A 23,144-nucleotide genomic window follows, 5' to 3' on the forward strand; every position below is an offset into this window, starting at 1 on the left:
ACGAGGATCCCTCAATGCCGACGTACGACCAGCTGACCGAGTGGGCCGGTCTGGGGCATGTCAGGCGAGCCAGATGGGACGCTGTGGCCGGCTGGCGGATCCCGGGCTTGATGATCCTGCGGCAGCCGGCTCCCTTGTCCGGGTCTAGAAGTCGTCCGCGGGCCGCCTCGTGAGCCGGCTCGGGCCCTTGCTCGCGCTCCGGCCACGGAGCCGCTTCAGCAGAGACAGGGTGCTGATCGTGAACGGCACCTTGGTGCCGACACGGGACCCGGTGTGGGGGAGCAGTCCAAGAACCATCGCTACTCGACCAACCCCCAGGTCGTCATTGATGCCGATTCACGCCTTGTCGTCTCCGTCGGCCGACCCGTACCCGGCAACCGGCGGCGGCAGCCTGACGGAAGCCGGTTCTCCCGAGTCGCGTCTCCCACCGCCTTGCATGCTCGCGGATCAGGTTTCCGCCCCAACAGCTTCCGTATCCGGGCGAGACGGCGAGGTCAGCTCCGGGCATGCAAGGCGCGTGCAAGTGCATTCATGCTGATGTCGACGACCGTGCGGAGCTGCTTCTGGCTCGCCCTGGTCCTGCTCATCACGGCCAGCGACTGGTTGACCGCCGTCATGTGAACCGCGAAGTCGTCTGCATCGGCTTCGGGCAACTGTGCGGCGTTCAAGGCGGTCCGCAGCCGCGCATGCTGGGAGTCCAGAGCTTCGATCGCGCGGGCGGCGATGGTGGGGCTGAGCGCCGGTGCCGCCATCGCGGTCTGGGCGATCAGGCATCCATCGGGTACGTCAGGGTCGGCGATGCGCTGCAGGGTGACCTCGAAGAACGCCCGTACCGCCTGGAGCGGTTCCTCGGACGCGCATGAAAGCGCCTGCTCGTACCTGTTTCCGTACCGCGCGGCATAGCGGTCCAGGCAGCGCAGGTAGAGCGAGTCCTTGTCGCCGAACGAGGAGTAGATGGAGCTGCGGTTCAGTCCGGTCGTCCTGGAGAGGTCGTCGAGAGACGTGTCGGCGTATCCGGCCCGCCAGAACTGGACCATCGCCGCGTCGAGCGCGATGCCCACGTCGAACTGCTTCTTCCCGGCCATCACGCATGCACCTCGTTCTCGTACCGGCCGTTGCGGCCCTGCCCATCTTATCTTGAACTGAACAGTTCAAGATGCAGTAGGCTTGAAACATGACCTACGACGCCATGGCCCCGGACTCCTCATGCGACCAGAACCCGGTCCCAGGGTTGCCGCTGTACGACCTTGAGGGTTTCGCTCACCGCTGGGTCGACGCGGAAGGAATCCGACTCCACGCCGTGGAAGGCGGCCGTCCGGCCGGTCCCACCGTCGTCCTGCTCGCCGGGTTCCCGCAGACCTGGTGGGCTTGGCGAAAGGTGATGCCAGGTCTTGCCGAGCGATTCCACGTGATCGCGATCGACCTGCCGGGGCAGGGCCACTCCGACCGCCCTCAAGGGGGCTACGACACGCACACCGTCGCTTCGCGCGTCCAGGGTGCGCTGACCGCGCTCAACGTGCCGAAGTACTGGCTCGTCGCCCACGACATCGGGGCTTGGGTCGCTTTCTCGCTCGCCCTGAAGTACGAAGAGCGCCTGCACGGTGTCGCTCTGCTTGACGCCGGCATTCCCGGAATCACCCTCCCGGCCTCGATCCCAACGGACCCCGACCGGGCCTGGAAGACCTGGCACTTCGCCTTCCACTTGGTGCCCGAACTGCCCGAGACCCTGCTCACCGGCCGCGAGCGTGACTACGTCGGCTGGTTCTTGAAGGTCAAAGCCCTGTCCCCGAACACCTTCGACCGTGCCGAGATCGACCACTACGCCGCCGCCATCGCGGCCGAGGGAGGGCTTTCAGCAGCTCTCGCCTACTACCGCGACGCCGCGGAATCAGCGCGTAGGAACCACGACGCCCTCGAACAGCAACACTTGACCGTTCCGGTCCTGGGAATCTCCAGCTCCCATGGCTCGATCCCCGACATGGCCGCCTCCGTCCGTCCATGGGCAGAGCACACGACCGGCGTCGTCATCCCACAAGCCGGACACTTCATTCCCGAGGAGCAGCCCGACGCAACTGTGGAGGTGCTGACCGCGTTCATCGATCACGAGCGTGTCGAGTAGTTCGCAACACGCTGGTCAGTCCGGTGACGTCGGCGAGATGAGCCGGCAGTCGTGCCCCGGCATGACCCGGCACTCCCGCACCGTCGGCGCAGACATGAAGCCAGGGACGCGAACCGATACCCTTCCCGCACGGAGAAAGGGCCTTCCACCAGGGCCGAAAGAACCCCTGTGGGGTTGTTCAGGCGAGGTCGAGGAGCTGCTTGAGCGTCCCGCCGTAGCCGTGGGCCTCGTCCGTGAGGTGGATCTCCACCACCCAGTGGGCAGGGAATCCGCTCCGGTCCGTACGGCGCAGCGGCCTGCTGTTCTTGTACGCGATGAGGTCCGTCTCCGGCAGGGCCTCCGGTCCGTCCGTGATCAGGGTGCCCGTGATGCGGCCCACGTGCCCGGACCCCAGGGACCAGCCGCCCTCGTCGGCGAGGTCGCGCACCTCGGCGTGCAGGAGCCTGCCGGTGATGCCGCCGCAGCGCTGGAACACCTCCTGCGCGTGGCCGAGCAGACCGGCGAGATCCTCGACGAGCTGGTGGCGGCGCAGATCGTCACCGACGACGACAGTGCGCGCGAAACCCGTCTCGTGGCGGGCCAGCAGCGGGCTCAGGTCCACCACCACGACATCGTCCCCGGCGATGAGCCGGTCCGAAGCCGTGCGCGAGGCGTCGGTCAGGAGGGTGCGGGGCCCGGAGCGGACGAGCCGGCCCGGACCGGCCAGCGCGGGGCCGGCCACCGACCGCGCGGTCTCCCGGATGGAGCGGTCCACCTCGCTCTCGTACCGGCCCGCGGCGATCACACCGTCGGCCGAGACCCGGGCGAACACGGCCTGCGCCATCCGCTGGGCCTCCACCAGCCGCAGGACCCGCAGCTGCTCGTCCATCCGGTCGCGTACCGTCTCCACGCACTGTCTCCTTCGTGCTCCACCGCCGTGCCCGCCTGATCCGCCGACGGGCTTGCGCTGTCGTGTCGACAGGGCTGGGAAGGCGGTGGCCGTGCCGGCCTCTCATCGAGGCGGGACCGAACGTAACACCGCCGAGGTGGCCCCGGTCAGCGGTCGATCCCCCAGACCTGACAGGCCCAACGAAGCCCAGGCTCTGGTCGAATCACCAGGACGGCCACGCGCCGATCACCGCTCGGCAGCGAGCGCGATGCGCGAAGGCGCGCCGACAGCGGCCACGGCGATGAGGGTCTGGTCGCGGCGGCCGTGGATCGCACAATGACGCGAGGCACCGGCAGTGCCCCCAGGCCACAACGGACTCGCTCGTCAGCGATTCGGATGTTCCTCAAGCCTCGGCCCGATTCCTGATCCGAACGCCTGCGCGCTTCCTTCCGCGCTTGAGAGGATCCGCCTGGGGAAGCCGTCTCGATTCGCACTTGGAGGGACACATGCACCGCGCGCGTGCGCTGTCCGTACTGCCCGCCACCCTCGTGGCCGCGCTGCTGGCCGTCTCGGGATGTTCAGGAGGTGGCAAGCCTGCCGCCCAGGTCCCGGCTCCCACGCCTTCCGGTCTCGTGCACTACGCGCCCGCCACCGGCTCCGCCGCCCCGGCCGCGAGCGCGCTGCCCACCGCGCCCAAGGAGTGCGTGCGGACCGCCGGAATGAGCGTCGAGCAGCTGACCGGCTACCTGAAGGAACTGCGCAGCTCCAGCGGGGACTACCAGACCAAAGGCCTGACCCTGGACTCCTCCGGCCTGAACTTCACCCCGGAGGACATCAAGCGCCCGTGCGAAGCGGTCTCGGTCAAGCTCGCCCACTACTGGGTCGACCTGAAGAAGACGCACGAGGCCAACGTCGTCAGCGGGGCCCGCTACGAATACGCGTACACCCTGATCGGCACCGCCTCCCACGCGGCCGGCCCGCAGGACGGCCGGGTACCCGACACCGCGCCGCCGGGGCCGTCAGCCTGTCGCGGCACGGTCTCGGTGGCCTACCTCGGCGAGGACATCCCGCTGCGGTCCCTGCCGTACGACCTGAAACTGGTCGACACCACTGCCCCCGTCCCGGTCAAGGTGGACGGCGACGGGGTGCTGTCCGCGATCTACGTGTCCCCTCCCCACCCGGATTCGTGCTGACACCGACAGGCGCCGGCCACGAGATTGCCCGGCCCTGGCCGGGCCGGACGCCAGACGTCGGATGACGCCTCGCGTATGTGGCGGTAGGCCGGGCCGATCCCGATGCGGAAGCCTGCTGCGAGGCGCGCGCGTAGGTGTCGCCGCAGCACAGATGAGCCAGGACGAGCAGGGCCATGCCGGCCGCAGGTCAGAGCAATGCTCAGGACTTGTGGACCTCCTTGTAGCTGATGCGGGGGGACCCTTTCACAGGGGTGCTGTGAACGCGTCGACACCTGTGAGCTGGGCCGAGAGTTTCCACAGCCGCGCCGCCTGCCCGGGGCCCGTCGCGTAGGCGCGTACGCCCCCGGCGAGCTGGCCCTCGGCTGCGGGTTCGGCGATGTCGCAGTCCTCGCAGTAGACACCCCTCATGCCGGCCAGCTGCGGGGAGGTCGCCACCCATACCTGTGTCGCCGCACCCTGGCTCGGGGTCTTGAACCCGGCGTTCGTCGGGTTGCCGTCCTCGTCGATCCAGCCGGCGGCGAGCATCTCCTCCCCGGCCACGTGGCGCCCCAGCTGGGTGGCAATGGCGCCGGGGTGCACCGCGAACGCTCGTCCACCGGTGTCCCGGCCCAGCGCATCGAGCTGTACGGCGAACCGTGCGTTGGCGGTCTTCGCCTGCCCGTACGCCTGCCACTTGTCGTAGCCGTGTTCGAACTGCATGTCGTCCCAGTGGATGGCCGAGAACTGGTGGCCGTTGGAGGACACCGTGACGACCCGCCCCCCGCCCCGCGCGATCGCCGGCCAGAGCCGGTTGACGAGTGCGTAGTGGCCATGGTCCCGGCATTGTTGATCAACAGGTCGATGGCGCGGCCGGAGGCGATGAAGCGTCCGGCGAAGCTGCCGGCACTGTCGAGGTCGGAGAGGTCCAGTTCGTCGACCTCCACGTTGTCGATGCCGACGACCGCCTCCTGGCCGACCGCCTGCCGGGTGCACTCCGGCGAGCGGGTCCCCGTTCGCCGAACAGCGCAGCCGGGTCCAGCGTGTGCGAGGTCCGGATACGAGCTTGTGCGTCGTTGCCGGCCGGGGTGTGTTCTCGGGTCGGTGCCCGGGTGTCGAGGGCGTGGAGGTGAATCGGCTGGTGCACTTGGGTGCTGGTGACTTCGCAGGATGGCGGTGTGGGGTACAGGTGTCCTGTGACGACCGCATCAAGAAGAGGTCTTGCCATGGGATCCGTCCGTACGACCGCGCTGACGGCGGTGCTGTTCGCCGTTGCCCTGCCCGTTGCCGTGCCGTCCGCATGGGCGGACGGCGGCCCTTCGCCCGCGGGGCCGGGGGCCGCCGTTCGTACCGTCACCCAGCAGGTGGGGCATCCTGCGATCATGTCTCCCGGCAGGCTGTACACGGTGGCGGCGTACTGCCCGCAGGGTACGAAGCCCACCGGGGGAGGTGCGACGGTGGAAGACGACCCGGTGAGCGCGGTCTTCATCAAGGACTCCTACCCCGATGCGGTGGGCAATCGGTGGCTGGTGCGGGCCTTCAACGACTCGGGGAAGGTGCAGACCCTGCATCCGCGGGTGGTCTGTTCGACGGACCCGACCATCGGCTACGAGGTCGGACCGGACAAGCCCCTTCAGCCGGGGGAGGCGGCCAATCCCGGCCGGGCGAACTGCGGCTTCGGCCGTACCCGGTTCGTGGTGGGCGGCGGAATCCAGGCCGGGGACCGCACGTACGCCAGCGAGACGAGCGTCGGCAACGGGGAGTGGGTGGCGCAGGCGAAGTACACGGACTTCGACCCGGACGCGCCCCTGTCGTTCGTGCGGGCGACCGCTGTCTGCTCCGCCACCGAGGCCACCTTCAAGTTCAGCAGCACCGTCAGGCTCGCGGTGGGGGCGGTCGCCACCGTGCACGCGGAATGCCCCGCCGGGCTGGTGCCGATCGGCGGCGGCGGGGACGCGAGCCCCGACGTCCTGCTCAACTCCTCGGCCCCGACGGCGACGGGCTGGACCGTCCGGGCCACGAACAAGGGCTTCAGCGACCGCGACGGCGTCTTCGCCACGGTCGCCTGCGCGGCGCCCTGATCCAGTACCGGACGGGCAGGGTCGGCGCCGGCTCCGCTGCGACGGCGTCGCCATCGAAGTGGCGCACCCCCTGGGAGATCAGTGCCCCTGCCCGTTGCCGGGGGTGTCGCACAGCGCGCGGTCGACGAGGTCGCTCGCGGCCCTCTGCTGCCGGATGGTTTCATCGGGGGCATTGAAGCTGGTGGACATGGAGACGGTGACGGTGCGGCCGCCGTCGTCGGTGGCGCCGTTCAGGGTGACGTAGCCGGCTTCGCCTCCTTCGTGACTCCAGTAGCTGCCACCACAGGTGTGATGCATGCCGAGCGGTTTCAGGATCCGGCCCGCGACCTCCTGCCATCGGCGGCCGGTGGCCTTGTCGACGATCATGCCGAGGACGACGTAGCCGGTGTTGGAGTAGTTCCAGTCGGTGCCGGGCTGGCGGAGCGCCACCGCCGACGCACCGGGACGCTGCCGGGCCGACCGGTGGAGCCGTGCCCGCGCGCCCCGCGCCGCGACCTCGCGTGGTTCGTGACCCAGGTGGCCACCGGCCTGACCGCGGGCATGCTCGCCCTGCTGTGCCTGGGCAACCTGCTCCTCGTCCTTTGCATCACCGTAGGGTGGTGGGCCTTCCCCGCGTCGGATACGCCACGCATGCCACTGCTCGGTGTCCGCATCGACAGCCGGGCCTCCGCACGGACGATCGGTCCGGCGCAATTCCTGCTGCTGGCGGCGCCGGCGACCGTCGGCCTGCCACCGCTCGCCCGGGTACACGCGCGGTGCTGTATGGCAGTGCTGGCACCGACATCCGCGGAACAACTGGCCGCACGCGTCACAGAACTCACCCGGACACGCACAGACGTCCTGCAGGCGCACGGTGCGGAACTCCGCAGGATCGAACGCGATCTGCCCGACGGCAGCCAGGCCCGGCTGGTGGCCATCGCCATACGGCTCGCCGTGGCCGTGGAGACCCTTCCTCAGGACCCCGACGCGGCCGCGGCGCTCGTACGGCAGGCTCAAGCCGAGACCGAGGAACGACACGATGCTGTTCGCAGAGATCACCGACGACGGGAGGGGCGGGGCGGACGTTTCCCAGGTCAGCGGCCTGGACGGAATCCGCCACCGCGCCGCAGCCCTGGACGGCACCACGGAGATCAGCAGCGCGCCCGGCGGGCCGACCGTCATCACCGTGGAGCTGCCGTGCGCATAGTCATCGCCGAGGACAGCGTCCTGCTGTCCTCCGGACTTGAACTCCTGCTGCGCTCCCAGGGGTTCGAAGTCGCCGCGATCACGGATGACGCCCCCCGGGTTCCTGGCCGCCGTCGAGACCCACCGCCCGGACGTCACGATCGTCGACGTCCGGCTGCCCCCGGCCTTTCGCGACGAGGGTATCCGTGCCGCCCTCCGGGCCCGCCGCGACCGCCCCGGGCTACCCGTCCTGGTCCTGTCCCGGTACGTCGAGCAGGAATACGCCGGCCGCCTCCTCTCCGACACCCGCGGAGGCATCGGATATCTGCTCAAGGACCGGGTGAGCCGTGTCGCGGAGTTCATCGACGCACTGCGCCGCGTGGCCGCCGGCGGCACCGCCATGGACCCCGAGGTCATCGCCCAGCTCCTCGCCGTCCGCGGCGATCCCGTCGGCACCCCTCACACCCCGCGAACGGGAGGTCCCGGCCCTGATGGCCGAAGGGCACGACAACGCCACCCTCGCCCAGCGGCTTTTCATCACCGACAACGCCGTCCACAAACACATCGGCAGCATCTTCCTCAAACTCGGCCTGTCGGTCGGCGACAGCGGCCACCGCCGGGTCCTGGCCGTCCTGGCCCACCTCCGCAGTAATGGCGGCCCCGGAGGAATTGCATGACGCTCACAGTCGGCGGGAGTCGTGTCAGTGCGTGCTCCGGTTCCTCGTGCCCGCCGGGGTCCAGGAGCGCCAGAGGGACGCGTAGGCGCCGTCGGCGGCCAGGAGGGCTTCGTGGCTGCCGAGTTCGACGATCCGGCCGCCGTCCATCACCGCGATGCGGTCCGCGTCGCGTACGGAGTCGAGGCGGTGCACGATCGATATGACCGTGCGGCCCTCGATCAGCGCCGCGAGCGAGCGTTCGACCCGGCGTGAGGCGGTGGAGTCCAGCAGGGCGGTCGCCTCGTCGAGGACGAGGGCGAACGGGTTCGACAGCAGCAGCCGGGCGAGGGCGAGCTGCTGGGCGTGCGAGGGGGAGACCGGAGCGGCGCCCGGTCCGATCTCGCTGTCCAGCCCGTTGGGCAGGGAGCGCGCCCAGTCCGCCAGGAGGACGCTTTCCAGCGCTCGCCACAGGGGCGCGTCCGTGGCGGTGAGGCAGGCATCGGCGCTCTGCTGCGTGCCCTGGGCCAGCAGCAGGTTGTCCCGTACCGTGCCGGTGAACACGTGCTGCTCCTGCGTGACGAGGACGATCTCCCGCCGCAGTTGTTCCACGGGCAGGGTGGTGACGTCGGCCCCGCCGATCCGCACGGTGCCCCGGGTGGCGTGGTGGACGCCCGCGAGCAGCTTGCCGAGGGTGGACTTGCCCGCGCCGGAGGCACCCACGACCACCAGCCGTTCACCGGCCCTGATGTCGAGGTCGATGCCGGTCAAGGCGTCGCGGCCCGGCCCGTAGCCGAAGCCCACCGCCTCCAGACGGATGGAGTGGCCGTCGGTGGCGGCCGGCGGCCGCGGGGCTTCGCGGGGGAGCCGTTCGACGCCGAGGATCCGGCGCAGCGCCGCGTTCCCGATCTGGAGTTCGTCGGTCCAGGTCAGCAGGTCGTTCAGGGGCTCGCCGAGGGCCTGGACGTAGAGCACGACGGCGGTGAGCTCCGCGAGCCCCACCTCGCCCCGCTGGTAGGCGAGGCCGCCGATGAGGAGGGTGAGGGCCATCGGGACCATGGTCGCCAGGTCCAGGCTGGGGAACCAGATGGTCTGCAGCCAGGTGGTGCGCTGGCGGGTCCTGACCACCCGGTCCACGGCCGCGGCGTGGCGGCGGACCTGCCGGGGGCCGAGCCCGAGGGCCGACGCCGTGGCGGCTCCGCGCGCGGTCTCGTGCGTGACGGCCAGGACGTCGGCCTCCTGGGCGAGCAGGAGTTCGTAGGCGCGGGTGGCGCGCGGCCGGTACCACCACGTGGACAGGGCGGCGAAGGGTACGCCGGCGAGGAGGCCGAGGGCGAGCAGCGGCGAGGTGAGCAGGATGGCCGCGAAGGTGAACACCAGCGTGACGGCTGCCAGCGCGATACGGGGCACGGCCTGCCGGATGCCCTCGTTCAGCCGGTCGGCGTCGGTGGTGGCGCGGCTGAGGAGGTCTCCCGTGCCGACGGCCTCCACCTCGGACAGCGGCAGCCCGAGGACCCGGCTGACGAACGTCTCGCGGGTGCGGGCGAGCACGCGTTCACCGAGCAGGGTGGCCTGGGTGCGGGCCGCGCGGGCGAGGAAGGCGTGGCCGGCGAGGATGGCGACGAACGCGAGGGCGAGGACGTCGACCCGGCCGGCGGTGGTGCCGCTCTTGACCGACTCGACCAGATGACCCAGCAGCCGGGGGCCGATCAGGCTCGCCACCAGGGCGGCGGCGAACAGAGCGAAGGTAAGGGCCAGCCGGCGGGACTCCGCCCGCAGGAAGGCCGCGCTCCACGCGCGGACCTCGGCCCGGTCCGCGAGCGGCAGCCGGCCGGGGCCGTCGGGGGTCGCGGTGGCTCCGGGGGCCTCGCAGGGTCCGGGGCGATCGGAGGGCTCGCCGGCCGGGCCGGTGGCCGTACCCGCCGCCGGGGCCCGGGTGGGGATGCCGTTCATCGGGACACTCCTGAGGAGCGGTCGGGGCCGTCGGACGGCGCCTGGGCTTCGAGTCGGACCACGTGGTCGGCGGCGCCCCGCCACAGCGGGCTGTCGCTGAGGACCACCGTGGTCCGGCCGGCGCGCAGGGCGGCGACCCGGTCGACGATGCGGGCCTCGGTGTGGGCGTCCACGGAAGAGGTGGGGTCCTCCAGGATCAGGACGTCGGGGGCCGCGAGCAGGGCGCGGGCGAGGATGAGACGCTGGCGCTGACCGCCGGACAGGGCGCGGCCGCCCTCGTCCAGCCGGGCGTCCAGGCCGCCGGGCAGGGCGTCGACGACGTCGGCGGCGTCGGCGGCGAACAGGGCCCGGGCCACGGCCTCCGCGGAGGGGGCGGATCCGGCGGCCAGTTCCTGGCGGACGGTGCCGCTGAAGAGGACGTCGCCGGGCCCGGAGTGGAGCAGCCTGGCGGAAAGCCCGTCGGGATCGGTCCGGTCCAGGGGCACGCCGCCGAGCCGGACGTCGGGGGAGCCGCCGCCGGCGCCGCCCCGGCTGAGGCGTTCGGCGAGGACGCCGGTGCGGTCGGCGGGAGCGGTGACCACGGTGAGGCGGCCCGCGGCGGCGGTGATGCCGAGACCGGAGTCGGCGAGGGGGAGGGGTCCGGTCGGCAGCGGTTCGGGGCGGGCGGGCCGGACCGTCCCGGGGGCCAGCCGGAGCAGGGTGCAGACCCGGCCGGCGGCCACCTTGGCGAGGCTGAGGGTCTCGGCGGCCTCGGTGGCCGTGCTCACGGGCAGGGTGAGGAAGGCGGAGGCACCGTAGAACGCGACGAGTTCGCCGGCGGTGATGGCACCGCTCAGCGCGAGGCGGGCGCCGAGCCAGACCACGCCGACGGTGACCAGGCCGGGCAGGAAGACGCCGGCCGCCTGGATCCAGGCCTCCATCCGGCCGGCGGACTCGCCCGCCCGGCGCACCCGTTGGCTGGTGTGCCGGAAGCGCTCGGCGAAGCCGGCTTCGCCGCCGATGCCGCGCAGGATGCGCAGCCCGGCCACGATGTCACCGGCCTGGGAGGTGGCGATGCCCATCTGTTCGCGCTGGGCCTCGTCGCGTGCCTGCAGGGGCCGCAGCAGGGGGCCGATGCCGAGGACGGCGGCGGGGACCCCGATGAGCACGGCCAGTCCGAGCAAGGGCGAGGTGGCGGTGAGGGCGACGGCCACCAGGACGGCGGCGACGGCCGCTCCGATGGTGCGGCCGAGGACCTCGAAGGCGTTCCCGATGCTCGCCACGTCGGCCGCCGCCGAGGCCGCCACGTCCCCGGACCGGGCCTGGCCGCGCAGGCCGGCACCGAGCCGGACGACCTGCCGCATCAGTACCCGGTGGGTGACCGACAGGGCGTGGGCCTCCGCGCCCACGGCCGCCTGGATGAGACCGGCGCCCGCGAGCGCCTGGAGGATGCCGAGTCCGAGGGCGAGGAGGGACCACAGGTAGAGCCCGGCCTGCCCGGAGCCCTGTCCGGCCTCGTCGATGGCCCGTCCGATGACCAGCGGGACCAGGGCGAGGGGCACCATCCACAGGGCGCCGAGGCCGGCGGCGAGGACCAGCGGCCAGGGGCGGATCCGCACCAGCCACCACAGGTAGGCCCAGGGGCCGCGGGCATCCGCCTCGGGCACGCGGGAGGGTGCCACCGAGGCGTCGAAGAGGCGGTTGGTCACGGGTGCCGGGCCCCCTCGCCGGCCGTGGCGCCGAGGGCCGGGGGCCGGTCCGGACCGGAGGGGTCCGGGCCCGAGGGGACCGGGGTGGAGCAGGGGAGCGGCGGGCTGGGCAGGGTCATGGCAGGGCGTCTTCCGGTCCGTCCGTGCGGCGTTCAGCGGGTGTCAGCGGGTGGGGCCTCGCCGGCGCCGGGCAGGGCGGGTCCGGCCAGGGCGTCCAGGAGGGCGGTGAGGGCGGAGCGGTGGCGGGCGGCGAGCGCGCGTACGGTCGTCCCCTCGTGCAGGGCGGTGGAGTACCACCACTCGACGCGCAGCACCCCGCCGTCGGTGGTGGCGATCACCTCGACCGGATGCGGACGCGTCCAGTGGGGAGCCGTGATGTCACCGACCTCCTCCGGCGCCACCTCGCGCAGCAGCGAGCCCAGCGGCAGGGCGCCGACGTCGTCGCCCTCGAAGTCGAAGGAGACGTCGCTGGGCGGCGCCGCGCGCAGGGCGGCGGCGATGCGCGGCCGTCCGTGCCGGGCGAGCGCGCCGTGGCCCACACCCCCGCCGGGCAGCGCGGCGAGGTGGCCCACGGTCCGGGCGAGGCGTTCGGCCGGGGTGCCGCCCAGGGGTTCCAGCCGGACCGGGACCGTGGTGGTGAACCAGCCGGTGGTGCGCGCCAGGTGGGTGTCGCCCACGGTCTCCTCGCGACCGTGGCGCAGGACGTCCAGACGCACCGCCGGTTCGCCGAGCCGCTCGGCCAGCACCTCCCCGAGGGCGTGCAGGACCAGGTCGCCGGGGTGGGCGCGGTGGGCCCGTGCCACCGCGTGGAGGCGGACGGTGAGGTCGGCGGGGAACTCCTCGCGATGGGTGGCCGCGGTGGCCGCGGTGTTCGCGGCGCGCGGATCGGCCACCTCACGGTCCGTGGGCAGCGTGGCGGGGGTGCGGGCCACCTCGGTCCACCACTCGGCCTGCGCCTCCGCCTCGGGGGTGCGGGCGTGGGCCGCCAGGGCCCGTGCCCACTGCGGGTAGGAGGTGCCTTCCGTCGGCCACACCTCGTCCCGGCCCGCTTCGAGCGCCGTGTAGACCTCCTCCAGATCGGAGAGGAGGACGGACCACGAGACCATGTCGATCGCGAGCTGGTGGACGACGATCAGCAGCCGGCCGGGGCGCGAGGGCCCCGCGTCGAAGCGGACGAAGCGGGCCACGCGGCCCGAGCCCGGGTCCAGGCGGCCCTGCTCGTCGGCGCACCGCCGGGTGACGGCGGCCGAGAGGCCGGCGCCGGTGAGCGCGCGGACGTCGACGGTGTCGAGCACCGCGCCGAGAGCGGCACCGGGCGGGCCGTCGACGGCGACGGCGGCCGTCCGCTGCCGGGGCCGGCGGGCCGGGGGCTCCTCGAAGGCCAGGCGCAGCGAGGCGTGGGAGGCGACCAGACGCCGGACGGCCTCGGCGAACAGTCCCGGGTCGATGTCCGGCCTCATGGTGAAGAGCATGGCCTGGTTCCAATGGCCGCGTCCGCCCGTCTGCTCCTCCCAGGCCTGTTCCTGGGACGGGGTGAGGACGACCGGCTCGTGGGCGGTGCCGGGGGGCGCGGTTCCGCCACCGCCGCGCCGGGCGGCCCGTTCGGCGACGAGGTCGGCGAGCCGGGCGGTGGTCAGACCGGGTGCGAACAGCTCGCGCAACTGCACCCGTACGGCGAAGGCCACCTCGATGCGGCGGGCGGTGCGGATCAGGTCGAGGGAGTCCACGCCCAGGTCGCGCAGCGGGGCGGACGGATCCGCGTCCGGGACCAGGACCGCTTCGGCGAGCCAGTCCCGGAGCCGGGCGTGGACCTCCTCGGCCGACGGGCCGGCCGCAGGGGCCGGGTCGGGGAGGGCCGGCGCGGCCGCTCCGCCCACCGGCCCCGCCCCGGACCCGGGGGTCGACCCGCTCGCCGGATCCGCGCCGCTCGTCGGATCCGCGCCGCCCGCCGGCTCCGCCCCGGCGGCCCGTCGCCGTACGGGGGCGCTCACGCGTTGCCCTGCCCGAGGGCCCCGGCAGGACGGCGTACGAGGAACGGGCCGAGGGCGAGAGCGTCCAGGGGCAGCCGGTGGAACGTGGCGAGGGCGTCGCGCGGGCTGCACACGACCGGTTCGTCAGGGCCGTTGAACGAGGTGTTCATGACGACCGCGGTACCGGTGTGCCCGCCGACCTCCCCGATGAGGCGGTGGTAGAGCGGATCGACGGCCGCGGAGACGGTCTGCGGCCGGGTGGTGAGGTCGCTGTGCACGACGGCAGGCATGGCCGCCGCGCCGGCCTCCGTCACCGGGGTGGTGACGATCATGTACGGCAGCGGGGTGGTGGTGCCGATGAGGGCTTCGGCGGCCTCCTCGTGCATGCTGGGGGCGAAAGGCCGCCACGCCTCACGGTCCTTGATGCGGACGTTGACCCGGTCCCGCGTGGACTCCGGGTCGGGTACGGCCACCATGCTCCGGTGCCCCAGCGCGCGGGGCCCGCCCTCGGCGCGGCCCTGGAACCAGCCGGCGACCCCGCCACCTGCCAGTACCCCGGCGGTGGCGGCGGCGATGTCCACGGGCTCGGTGTAGGCGGTGCCGGTGGCCTCCAGGACGTGGCGGATCTCGTCGGGCGTCCACTCGGGCCCCCAGGCGACCGAGCCGGTCATGGGCCGGATCCGGTCGCCCTCCTGCGCGGCGACCCAGACCGCGGCGCCGAGCGAGACGCCCTGGTCCCCGGCGAGCGGCTGGACGAAGAGGTCCCGGACCTCGGGCATCCGCATGATCTTGCCGTTGAGGGTGGCGTTGAAGCCGACCCCGCCCGCGATCAGCAGCGTGCTCTCACCGGTCTCCCGGAGCAGGCCGCGGACCAGGCCCATGACGGCCCGTTCCAGGGCCGCCTGCGCGGTGGCGGCGATGTCGCGGTACGCGTACGGGTCCCGGGCGGTCACCTTGGTGTGGCGGCCGGTGCGCGGGTCGAAGCGGCGCACCCGGCGGTTGGGGCCGTCCGGGAGGGTCTTCTCCAGGTGCTCCAGCCAGTACCGGATGGTGGCCGTCTCCTCGTCCGTGCCGCCGACGGAACGCAGCCCGGGCGGGACGATGCCGACGGTGAAGTCCTCGTCGGTGAAGCCGAGCGCGCCGCCGAAGGTGAGGTCGCCGGGAGTGCCGTACGAGGCCAGGCCCATCATCTTGCCGGCGGCGTCGGCCCCGAGGCCGGCGTACTCGCAGACGGCCGCGTAGAAGTAGCCGAGCGACCAGCCGGGGCTGTGGGCGCGCAGCGTCTTGATCCCCCCGTCGATGCCGACGGCGAGGGTGGTGCTCTCGTTCTCGCCCTGGCCGTCCAGGACGAGGATCGCGCCGCGCTCGCGCCCCGAGAGGTGGTAGGCGCTCGCGGCGTGGGCGATGTGGTGGCCGACGAACGTCAGGCGCGGGTCGCGGCGGCGCGGGAACAGGGCCCTGGGCAGCAGGTGTTCCAGGGCGTCGGCGTCGCTGTCGAACCAGTCCAGGCCGCGGTCGGCGAAGAGGGTGGGCAGGTCCCACCCGTGGGCGACGACGTCGATGTCGTCCAGGGTGAGACCGCCCTGTGCGAGGCAGTGGGCAGCGGCGTGGAGCGGCGCCTCTCCGTAGGCGTGCTTGTGACGGGTGAAGCGTTCCTCCTCGGCCAGGGCGATGACTTCGCCGTCCACGACGAGGCAGGCGGCACCGTCGTGGCTGGCGCCGGGCCAGCCGTTGACTCCGAGCACACGCATGTCAGTCCCCAAAGGTCGGTCGGGTTCCGCCGGTTCCGCCTCGGGCCACGCGGGGCGCTCGGCGTCCGGTCACACCAACGGATCTTGTCGGTCCGGCGGGTTGTACACGACCTCGGAGTTTGTGCGGAGATCCGCGGCGAAGATCGCCGAGGCGGCCTTCAGCACCGCGTTGGCGTGCCGCAGCCGCTCGACCTCGGTGCGCAGCCGCCGCAGTTCGGCCCGTTCGTCGGGGGTCAGCCTGTCCGCGCCGGAGCGCCGCGCGGGGGCGCCCGAGGGGACGGGACGGGGGGAGGCCGCCCGGCGGGGCGTCGCGGCGCGGGGCCCGGGGGCGGGACCGGCCGGGCGGTCCGCGGCGGCGGGCACACCGGGTGCGAGGCGTCGGGTCACGCCCGCGGCGGCCGGCACCGGGCCGGAGTTCCGCGGCTGGCCCCGGGCGAGCCTGTCGCTTCCTTCCAGTTCACGGCTGAGGAGGTGCCAGCGGCGGCTCCACGACTCGGGGTCGCCGCCGCACGCGGCCACGTAGGCGAGCGTCACCTTCAACGAGGGTTTGTGCAGTCCGCGGGCCGCCTCCGACAGCGTGGCCACGGAGTAGTGGGCGCTTTTCGCCATGGTGCGGTACGAGGGGTTCCCGGCCTGCCTCCGTAGTCCGCGCAGGGCATGGGCGAATTCCTCCAGCGGTCCGGCTGTGGGGTCCAATAAACGCTCTGGCCTGGGCATGCTTCTCCCCTGGGATCGATGGTGTCGAGCGAAGCGCATGTTCCGTCGTGCCGTACAACCCGGTCGGTGCCGCACGGTGGGCCGGCGACAACTGGTTGTGAGGGGCCGGAGGCGGCGGGAAAGCACCGCACCGGACCTCTCGGACATTGGTACATGCCAGTGACATATCGATCAATCGGCAGTCGAGGAATCCGGCCACTTGAGACGCGGGATCGACCGAATTAGGTTGCCCTTACCTCGTAGTCGCCCCTGAGTCGTCCCCGCCGTTCCGCTTTCCGTCGCACAACCTCGCGTGTACAAGGTCACTACCACCGTGCGCCCCGTACAAATCTCCGCCTACGGCGCCACGTTGTACAGGGGTGCAACCTCTTGGCGCCCCGTACAACCTGCCCTCGTGTACAACGCCGCCGCTCTGCAAGATCGGTTCCTGTCAGGCGATACGGCCGAAACCGACGGGAATGGGTGGCGGGTTGGCGGACACAGCACGCAGCCAGACGGAATCAGCGGCTCTCGAAGGCGTCTACGACTACCGCAGCAGCCCGCTCGTGGAACCGGACTGGCGGCGTTTCCCCGGGTGGCGCGACGTTACCGAGACCGAATGGACGGACCCGCAGTGGCAGCGCGCCCACTGCGTCAAGAACGCGAAAGGACTGCGTGCGGTCGTCGGCGACCTGCTCGACGAGGAGTTCTACGAGGACTGGGAACGGGACCGGCTGCACCGCGCCACCATGTCGGTCCTGCTGCCGCCCCAGATGATCAACACCATGGCTCCCGAGGCGCCCGCGGCCCGTCCCGGCGAGCTGACGAAGGCCTTCCACGACGACCCCGTGCGCCGCTACATGCTGCCGGTGTTCTCCGACCGGCACCCGCGCTGGCCCTCGCACCCGATGGCCAGCCGGGACTCGCTGCACGAGCAGGACATGTGGGTGGTGGAGGGGCTCACCCACCGGTACCCCACCAAGGTGCTGGCGGAACTGCTCTCCACCTGCCCGCAGTACTGCGGGCACTGCACCCGCATGGACCTGGTGGGCAACTCCACCCCCCAGGTCACCAAGAACAGGCTCCTGCTCAAGCCGGCCGACCGGGCCGAGCGGATCCTGGAGCACCTGCGCGCCTCTCCCGGGATCCGGGACGTGGTGGTCTCCGGCGGCGACCTGGCGAACCTGCCGTGGCCGAAGCTGGAGGGCTTCGTGGACGGCCTGCTGGACATCGACGCGATCCGCGACATCCGGCTCGCCAGCAAGGCGCTGATCGGACTGCCCCAGTACTGGAGTTCCGGCCCGGTGCTGAAGGGCGTCGAGCGCCTCGCCCGCAAGGCCCGCTCCCGCGGGGTGCGCATCGCCCTGCACACCCATGCCAACGCCGCGCAGCAGGTGACGCCCGCCGTGGCCCGTGCCGCCTGGGACCTGCTCGGCGCCGGCCTGCACGACGTGCGCAACCAGGGCGTGCTGATGCGCGGTGTCAACGACAGCGCGCACGATCTGCTCGACCTGTGCTTCGCGCTCGCCGATCACGCCGGCATCACCCCGTACTACTTCTACATGTGCGACATGATCCCGAACGCCGAGCACTGGCGGGTGCCGCTGCACCGGGCGCAGCTGATCCAGCGTCAGATCATGGGCTACCTGCCCGGCTTCGCCACCCCGCGCATCGTGTGCGACGTACCGATGGCCGGCAAGCGCTGGGTGGACCAGACCGACTCCTACGACCGCGAGCTCGGGGTGTCGCACTGGAGCAAGAGCTACCTCACCCCGCTGGAGGCGGCGGATCCGGACGCCCACAGCGGCTCGTACCACTACTACGACCCCATCGACACGCTCCCGCTCTCCGGGCAGCGCTGGTGGCGGGAAACCGTCGGGGACACAGAAGGGACCGTCGCACAGCCATGAGCAGCCTGCGTCCACGGCGCGAAGACCCGCCGGTGCTGGAGGAGTGGTACCGCCGCCACCTCGGCCCGGACATCCACGACATCAGCTCCAGCGGGGTCCACCCGTACAGCTTCGCCGAGATACGCGACGTGTGCCGGATCCCGGCCGCGGACCTCGACGCGGTCGTCATGGACGACAGCGTCTCCCAGGGCGGCGAGGGCGTACGCCGGGCCATCGCCGACCGGTACGCCGGCGGCGACGCCGACCGGGTGCTGGTCACCCACGGCTCCAGCGAGGCCATCGCGCTCACGCTGAACGCCCTGCTGCACCGGGGCGACCGGGTGGTCGTCCAGGAGGGCATCTACCACTCGCTGGGCCACTACCCCCGGGCGGCGGGCTGCGACGTGGCCGTGCTTCCGGGGCGGGCGGTGCGCGACGGCGAGATCGACCCCGACGTGCTGGCCGGGCTGGTCACCCCCGGCACCGCGGCCGTCATCGTCAACTTCCCGCACAACCCCACCGGGGTCACGCTCTCCCCGCAGGGCCTGCGGGCCCTGAAGGAGCGGACGGCGGCGACCGGCGCCGTCCTCGTCTGGGACGCCGCCACCGCCGAGATCGCCCACCGCTGGGAGGTGCTCGCCGACCCCGGGGCCGACGGCGGCGACACCGTGTCCTACGGCACCCTCTCCAAGACGTTCGGCCTGCCGGGCCTGCGGGTGGGCTGGGCCGTGGCCCCCAAGGAACTGCTCACCGCCACCTTCCCGCTCCGCGACCGGACCACCCTGTTCCTCTCGCCGCTGGTCGAGCTGGTCGCGGAGCGGGCCGTGCGCCACGCCGACGAGCTGATCGGCGCGCGGGCGGCCGAGGCCCGCCACAACCTCGCCCACCTGACCGGGTGGATGGCCGCGCACGAGGAGCTGGTGCGCTGGACCCCGCCGGAGGGCGGCGTGTGCGCACTGCCGGTCTTCCGCGAACTGGAGCGGGCGGCGGCCGGACCGCAGGAGGTGGAACGCTTCTGCCTGGAGCTGCTGGAGCGCCACCGCACCCTGCTCGTGCCGGGTACGGCCTTCGGCGCGCCGCACGGCGCCCGGCTCGGCTTCGGCGGCCCGCAGGAGGACTTCCGGGCCGGCCTCGACGGGCTCTCCCGGTTCCTGCGGGAACGCGCGGCGGGGCGGTGAGCGCCGTGACCGGGACCGACGTGCTCGACCTGTGGGACGCTTCGGCGCGTGAGCACCCCGACGCCCCTGCGCTCGTCACCGCGCACCGGGTGCTCTCCTACCGGGACGCGGACCGGCTCACCGACGCCTGGGCCGCCTCCCTCGCCGCGCGCGGCGCCCGCCCGGGCGAGCTGGTGGGCCTGGCCTTCGGCGATCCGGCGCGCACCGTGCTCGGCATGCTCGCCGCGCTCAAGGCCGGGGCGGGGTTCACCGTCCTGGACGAGCGACTGCCGCCCGCCGCCCGCGCGGAGCTGGTGCACCGGACCGCGGCGGCGGTATGGCTGGGCGACGGCGGCCACGCGCCCGAGGGGGCGTACGTACCGGCCGCTCCGGACGGCGGCGAAGGGGCGGACGGGACCGAGGGGCCGGGGGCGGCGCGCCCCGCGGCGCGGGCCGCCGCGTCCGACGCCGCGTACGTGCTCTTCACGTCCGGCTCCACCGGCCGCCCCAAGGGCACCGTCGTCGAACGGGACGCCCTGCGCCGCTTCGCGGGCGCGGTGGCCGGCCGGCTCGGCCTGACGCCGCGCGACCGCTGGCTCCAGGTGGCCTCACTGGGCTTCGACGTGCTGATCGAGGAGGTCTTCCCGGCGTTCGCCGCCGGCGCGGCCGTGGTCTGCCGGGAGGACAGCCGGGCCCTGGACGCCGAGGAACTGCACATCGCCCTGTCACGGACCCGCACCACCGTGGTCGAACTGTCCACCCAGTACTGGCTGGAGTACGCCCGCTGGCTGGAGCACACCGGTACGACGACCCCGGCGGCCCTGCGCACGGTGGTCGTGGGCGGTGAACGGATGGACCCACGGCCCTACCGCGCGTGGCAGGCACGGCAGCCGGCCGGGCTCGCCCACGTGTACGGGCTCACCGAATGCACCGTCAGCTCCACCTTCTACACCGGCCTGCTGCCGGACGACGCCGAGGAGGTGCCCCTCGGTACCCCCCTGCGCGACGTCGAGATCAGCATCAGGCGGGACGGCCGCCGGGTACCGGACGGCGAGACCGGCGAGATCCACATCGGCGGCCCGCTGCTGGCCCGCGGCTTCCTCGACGACGAGGCCGCCACCGCCCGCCGCTTCGTACCCGACCCGGAGGCCTCCCGGCCCGGCGCCCGCCTCTACGTCACGGGCGACCTGGGCCGGATCGACGCCGACGGGCAACTGGTCTTCCGCGGCCGGGCCGACGACCAGATCAAGATCCGCGGGCACCGGCTGGAGCCGGCCCGGGTGGAGCGGGCCCTGTGCGCGGTGCCCGGGGTCGACCAGGCGGTGATCTTTCCCGATCCGGAGGCCGGCACCGCCCTGTGGGCTTTCACCGTGCCCGCCGACCCGGCGGCGGCCCCCCTGCCCGGCGGGGCCGAACGACTGACGGGCGCCGACCGGGACGCGCTGGTGGCGCCGCTGGAGGCGGAGCTGCCGGACTGGGCGGTACCCCGGGTGCTGTACCGGGTGTCCGCCCTGCCGAAGAACCCGCACGGAAAGGTCGACAAGCGCCGGCTGGCCACCTGGGCGACGGCCGGAACCGGAACCGGGGCCGGTGCCCCGCCCGTCCCCTGCGCGCCGCGGCCCGGTCCGGGGGACCCCCTGGGCGGCGTCCTGGACCTCTTCCGCGAGGTCCTGGACGCCCCCGGGCTCGGCCCCGACGACGACTTCTTCGACCACGGCGGCCAGTCCCTGCTCGCCATGCGCCTGCTCGCGCGGCTACGCGAGTCCCACCCCGCCGCCGCCGGACTGCGCGCGAGCGCCCTCTTCGCGTCCCCGACGCCCCGGCTGCTGGCGAAAGCCCTCACCGACCGCGAGAACGCCCGTACCTGACCGCCCCGCCACGGGGCCCCGGCGCACCGCACGGCCACCGCGCCCGTGCACCCGCACCCCCGCGCCGGGGAGCACCCGCGCCCCCACGTCGCGGCACACCGTGTCCACGGCGTGCCCGTCACGGCACCCCGGCCCCCGCGCCCCACGCGCCGGCGCGCCGCGGCGCATCCACGCACCCGCTCCACCGACGAGCCGCCACCCGGCCCGTCACCGCACGTCCCGAGGGCCCGCGGTCCCGGCTCCGGCCGGCCGCGGGCAGCCACCATCACCGACCAATCAGCGAGAGTTGGCATGTCGAACCTCACCGACCAGTCCACGCCCAGCTACAGCCTCACGCCCGCCGAGGCCTCCGCCGTCGCGGAGCTCACCCTCGAACTCGCCGCCGCCTACGGGTCCTTCGGCGATCCCGTCCTCCTGCGCGACCTGCCGCGGCTCGCGGCCCGGCTGCCCGAGGGAGTCCAGGACTTCCTGCGCGAGTTCAAACTGGCCGACCGCCACGGCCACACCGTGATCCGCGGGCACGACTTCGACCAGCGGCGCATCGGCCCGACGCCCGACCACTGGCGAGGCCGGGTCCGCCCCGGCCCGGAGTTCCCCGAGGAACTGCTGCTGATGCTGTACTCGGCGCTGCTCGGCGAGCCCTTCGGATGGGCGACGCAGCAGGACGGCCACCTCGTGCACGACATCTTCCCGATCCGCTCGCACGAGAACGACCAGCTCGGGATGGGCAGCAAGCAGCTCCTGACCTGGCACACCGAGGACGCCTTCCACCCCTACCGCAGCGACTACCTGATCCTCGGCGCCCTGCGCAACCCCGACCACGTGCCCACGACGGTCGGCGAACTGGACCTGTCCTCGCTGTCCGCCGAGGACATCGACGTCCTCTTCGAGCCGCGCTACCACATCGCGCCCGACGAATCGCACCTGCCGAAGAACAACACGATCGCCACCGAGGAGGAGGCGGCCCGGTTCGCCACCATCCAGCGGATGATCGACGAGCGGCCGCTCGGCCCGCTGCTCTACGGCTCGCGCCTGGACCCGTACATGCGCCTGGACCCGTACTTCACCTCCGTCCCGCAGGACGACACCGACGCCCGGCGCGCCTACGACGCACTGTTCAAGGTGGTGGACTCCGGCATGCGGGAGGTCGTGGCCGACCAGGGCGACGTGCTGTTCATCGACAACCACCGCGCGGTGCACGGCCGGCTCCCCTTCCAGGCCCGCTACGACGGCACCGACCGCTGGCTCAAGCGGGTGTGCGTCACATCCGACCTGCGCCGCTCCCGTGAGATGCGGGCCACGTCCGCCACCCGGCTGCTGGGCTGACGCCCCGGTGCCGCCCACCCTGACCGACCTGTCCCGGGACCCGTGGCTACGGTCCGACGTGGACGCCCTGATCGGCGCCAACATGCCCGCGTACATGAGCTGGGAGTCACCCGGGAACTGGCGCTGGCACGGCATGTACGACCTCTACCCGGCCCACCAGCTGTGCCTGCTGGACGAGGACGGGCGCCTGCTCGCCGCCGCCAACGGGCTGCCGATCCGCTGGGACGGCAGCGCCTCGTCGCTGCCGTCCGGCAGCGACGGGGTCCTGGTGGAGGCCGTCGACCACGGCCCGCCCGACCGCCCGGACGCCGTGTGCATGCTGTCGGTGTCCGTGGACGCCGGGCACCGGGCGGCCGGCCTCGCCGAGCTGCTGCTCGGCGAGGTCCGGCGGCGGGCCGCCGAGGACGCCCCGCGCGGAGTCGTCATCCCGGTCCGCCCCACCCGCAAGCCCCGCTACCCGCTGATCCCCATCGACGTCTACGCCGCCTGGCGACGGCCCGACGGGAGCTGCTTCGACCCCTGGCTGCGCACCCACCTGGACCTCGGCGCCACCCGACTGGGCATCGCCGAGAACTCCCTGGTGATCCGCCAGCCGGTGCACCGGTGGGAGGAGTTCCTCGGCCACCCGCTGCCGGGACCCGGCGACCACCCCCTGCCCGGAGCCCTCGTGCCGCTGCGCGTCACCGAGGACGGCTACGGCACCTACACCGAGCCCAACGTGTGGGTCCACCACCCCGCAGGACTCCCCACGCCCTGACCGGGCGGCGGGCCGGGCCGCGCGCCCGGTACCCC

The 23,144-nt window shown here is 73.0% G+C and carries 18 protein-coding genes and 3 pseudogenes; 11 read left to right on the plus strand and 10 right to left on the minus strand.

All coding sequences use genetic code 11. The annotated features are described in order from the left end of the window. Positions 1-86 precede the first annotated feature (86 nt). A pseudogene (locus tag SLAV_RS42830) lies at positions 87-381 on the plus strand (IS5/IS1182 family transposase); the annotation flags it as partial. 113 nt (positions 382-494) lie between these two features. Here the strand turns inward: SLAV_RS42830 and SLAV_RS37240 are convergent. After that, entirely contained in the window at positions 495-1,085 is a 591-nt protein-coding gene (locus SLAV_RS37240) for a TetR/AcrR family transcriptional regulator (protein ID WP_030227732.1), read from the minus strand. An 89-nt stretch (positions 1,086-1,174) separates the two neighbouring features. On the opposite strand from SLAV_RS37240, the gene SLAV_RS37245 reads away from it, so the two are divergent. Further along, entirely contained in the window at positions 1,175-2,119 is a 945-nt protein-coding gene (locus SLAV_RS37245; RefSeq protein ID WP_030227731.1) for an alpha/beta fold hydrolase, read from the plus strand. A 178-nt stretch (positions 2,120-2,297) separates the two neighbouring features. Here the strand turns inward: SLAV_RS37245 and SLAV_RS37250 are convergent, their stop codons facing one another. Further along, a complete protein-coding gene (locus SLAV_RS37250; protein ID WP_051840537.1) occupies positions 2,298-3,008 on the minus strand; it encodes a M24 family metallopeptidase in 711 nt (236 codons plus the stop codon). 485 nt (positions 3,009-3,493) lie between these two features. Here SLAV_RS37250 and SLAV_RS37255 point away from each other — a divergent pair, with 485 nt between their 5' ends. Continuing rightward, positions 3,494-4,180: a hypothetical protein gene (locus SLAV_RS37255; protein WP_030227727.1), complete on the plus strand. Its 687-nt coding sequence runs from the start codon at positions 3,494-3,496 to the stop codon at positions 4,178-4,180. A 243-nt stretch (positions 4,181-4,423) separates the two neighbouring features. Here SLAV_RS37255 and SLAV_RS37260 read toward each other — a convergent pair. Beyond that, positions 4,424-5,145 (minus strand): annotated as a pseudogene (locus SLAV_RS37260) (SDR family NAD(P)-dependent oxidoreductase); the annotation flags it as partial. Between the two features lie 237 nt (positions 5,146-5,382). On the opposite strand from SLAV_RS37260, the gene SLAV_RS37265 reads away from it, so the two are divergent. Beyond that, positions 5,383-6,237, plus strand: coding sequence for a hypothetical protein (locus tag SLAV_RS37265; protein WP_100661203.1), 855 nt, complete (start codon positions 5,383-5,385; stop codon positions 6,235-6,237). A gap of 78 nt (positions 6,238-6,315) precedes the next feature. Here SLAV_RS37265 and SLAV_RS37270 read toward each other — a convergent pair whose 3' ends face one another. Next, a complete protein-coding gene (locus tag SLAV_RS37270) occupies positions 6,316-7,254 on the minus strand; it encodes a serine hydrolase (protein ID WP_244225271.1) in 939 nt (312 codons plus the stop codon). 1 nt (position 7,255) lies between these two features. Here SLAV_RS37270 and SLAV_RS42835 point away from each other — a divergent pair, with 1 nt between their 5' ends. Both SLAV_RS42835 and SLAV_RS37275 read left to right on the plus strand, forming a co-directional pair. Further along, positions 7,256-7,423 (plus strand): sensor histidine kinase, encoded by a 168-nt coding sequence (locus SLAV_RS42835; protein WP_244225272.1) that lies wholly within the window; start codon positions 7,256-7,258, stop codon positions 7,421-7,423. Continuing rightward, positions 7,414-8,078: pseudogene (locus SLAV_RS37275) on the plus strand (response regulator). Before SLAV_RS42835 ends, SLAV_RS37275 begins: the two are co-directional and overlap by 10 nt. 24 nt (positions 8,079-8,102) lie before the next feature. On the opposite strand, the gene SLAV_RS37280 reads toward SLAV_RS37275, so the two are convergent. From SLAV_RS37280 to SLAV_RS37300, 6 genes are all read right to left on the minus strand, one after another. Beyond that, on the minus strand, positions 8,103-10,007 hold the full coding sequence (locus SLAV_RS37280; protein WP_078950201.1) for an ABC transporter ATP-binding protein: 1,905 nt from the start codon (positions 10,005-10,007) through the stop codon (positions 8,103-8,105). Continuing rightward, positions 10,004-11,695, minus strand: a complete 1,692-nt coding sequence (locus tag SLAV_RS37285) for an ABC transporter transmembrane domain-containing protein (RefSeq protein ID WP_030227719.1) — start codon at positions 11,693-11,695, stop codon at positions 10,004-10,006. Before SLAV_RS37285 ends, SLAV_RS37280 begins: the two co-directional genes overlap by 4 nt. Next, the gene (locus SLAV_RS43285; protein WP_256462234.1) at positions 11,692-11,814 is read right to left on the minus strand and encodes a hypothetical protein; all 123 of its coding nucleotides are present in this window, start codon (positions 11,812-11,814) and stop codon (positions 11,692-11,694) included. Before SLAV_RS43285 ends, SLAV_RS37285 begins: the two co-directional genes overlap by 4 nt. Before the next feature lie 33 nt (positions 11,815-11,847). Continuing rightward, entirely contained in the window at positions 11,848-13,686 is a 1,839-nt protein-coding gene (locus tag SLAV_RS37290) for a condensation domain-containing protein (RefSeq protein ID WP_078950200.1), read from the minus strand. Then, the gene (locus SLAV_RS37295) at positions 13,683-15,416 is read right to left on the minus strand and encodes a carbamoyltransferase family protein (protein ID WP_030227714.1); all 1,734 of its coding nucleotides are present in this window, start codon (positions 15,414-15,416) and stop codon (positions 13,683-13,685) included. The genes SLAV_RS37290 and SLAV_RS37295 overlap by 4 nt, the downstream gene beginning before the upstream one ends. A gap of 69 nt (positions 15,417-15,485) precedes the next feature. After that, positions 15,486-16,025 carry a hypothetical protein gene (locus SLAV_RS37300; protein WP_037686691.1) on the minus strand — a complete coding sequence of 180 codons (540 nt, stop codon included), beginning with the start codon at positions 16,023-16,025 and terminating at the stop codon, positions 15,486-15,488. Between the two features lie 578 nt (positions 16,026-16,603). Between SLAV_RS37300 and SLAV_RS37305 the strand changes: the two genes are divergently transcribed. The 5 genes from SLAV_RS37305 (at position 16,604) to SLAV_RS37325 (ending at position 23,109) form a co-directional block, all read left to right on the plus strand. Next, positions 16,604-18,022, plus strand: a complete 1,419-nt coding sequence (locus SLAV_RS37305) for a KamA family radical SAM protein (protein ID WP_051840532.1) — start codon at positions 16,604-16,606, stop codon at positions 18,020-18,022. After that, the gene (gene vioD / locus SLAV_RS37310; protein WP_030227708.1) at positions 18,019-19,179 is read left to right on the plus strand and encodes a capreomycidine synthase; all 1,161 of its coding nucleotides are present in this window, start codon (positions 18,019-18,021) and stop codon (positions 19,177-19,179) included. Before SLAV_RS37305 ends, vioD begins: the two co-directional genes overlap by 4 nt. A 5-nt stretch (positions 19,180-19,184) precedes the next feature. Next, positions 19,185-21,026, plus strand: a complete 1,842-nt coding sequence (locus SLAV_RS37315) for an amino acid adenylation domain-containing protein (protein ID WP_234333493.1) — start codon at positions 19,185-19,187, stop codon at positions 21,024-21,026. 291 nt (positions 21,027-21,317) lie between these two features. Then, positions 21,318-22,352, plus strand: coding sequence for an arginine beta-hydroxylase, Fe(II)/alpha-ketoglutarate-dependent (vioC, locus tag SLAV_RS37320; RefSeq protein ID WP_030227704.1), 1,035 nt, complete (start codon positions 21,318-21,320; stop codon positions 22,350-22,352). A 7-nt stretch (positions 22,353-22,359) separates the two neighbouring features. Then, positions 22,360-23,109, plus strand: coding sequence for a hypothetical protein (locus SLAV_RS37325; RefSeq protein ID WP_030227702.1), 750 nt, complete (start codon positions 22,360-22,362; stop codon positions 23,107-23,109). Positions 23,110-23,144: the final 35 nt, after the last annotated feature.

Source organism: Streptomyces lavendulae subsp. lavendulae (genome assembly GCF_002803845.1).
In the GTDB taxonomy this organism is placed as follows: Bacteria; Actinomycetota; Actinomycetes; order Streptomycetales; family Streptomycetaceae; genus Streptomyces; species Streptomyces lavendulae.

Excerpts from the sequence above, each read along its gene's own strand:
- SLAV_RS37240 (WP_030227732.1), bottom strand. The coding sequence starts at position 1,085 with ATGGCCGGGAAGAAGCAGTTCGACGTGGGCATCGCGCTCGACGCGGCG.
- SLAV_RS37245 (WP_030227731.1), top strand. The coding sequence starts at position 1,175 with ATGACCTACGACGCCATGGCCCCGGACTCCTCATGCGACCAGAACCCG.
- SLAV_RS37255 (WP_030227727.1), top strand. The coding sequence starts at position 3,494 with ATGCACCGCGCGCGTGCGCTGTCCGTACTGCCCGCCACCCTCGTGGCC.
- SLAV_RS37265 (WP_100661203.1), top strand. The coding sequence starts at position 5,383 with ATGGGATCCGTCCGTACGACCGCGCTGACGGCGGTGCTGTTCGCCGTT.
- SLAV_RS42835 (WP_244225272.1), top strand. The coding sequence starts at position 7,256 with ATGCTGTTCGCAGAGATCACCGACGACGGGAGGGGCGGGGCGGACGTT.
- SLAV_RS37280 (WP_078950201.1), bottom strand. The coding sequence starts at position 10,007 with ATGAACGGCATCCCCACCCGGGCCCCGGCGGCGGGTACGGCCACCGGC.
- SLAV_RS43285 (WP_256462234.1), bottom strand. The coding sequence starts at position 11,814 with ATGACCCTGCCCAGCCCGCCGCTCCCCTGCTCCACCCCGGTCCCCTCG.
- SLAV_RS37295 (WP_030227714.1), bottom strand. The coding sequence starts at position 15,416 with ATGCGTGTGCTCGGAGTCAACGGCTGGCCCGGCGCCAGCCACGACGGT.
- SLAV_RS37300 (WP_037686691.1), bottom strand. The coding sequence starts at position 16,025 with ATGGCGAAAAGCGCCCACTACTCCGTGGCCACGCTGTCGGAGGCGGCC.
- vioD (WP_030227708.1), top strand. The coding sequence starts at position 18,019 with ATGAGCAGCCTGCGTCCACGGCGCGAAGACCCGCCGGTGCTGGAGGAG.
- vioC (WP_030227704.1), top strand. The coding sequence starts at position 21,318 with ATGTCGAACCTCACCGACCAGTCCACGCCCAGCTACAGCCTCACGCCC.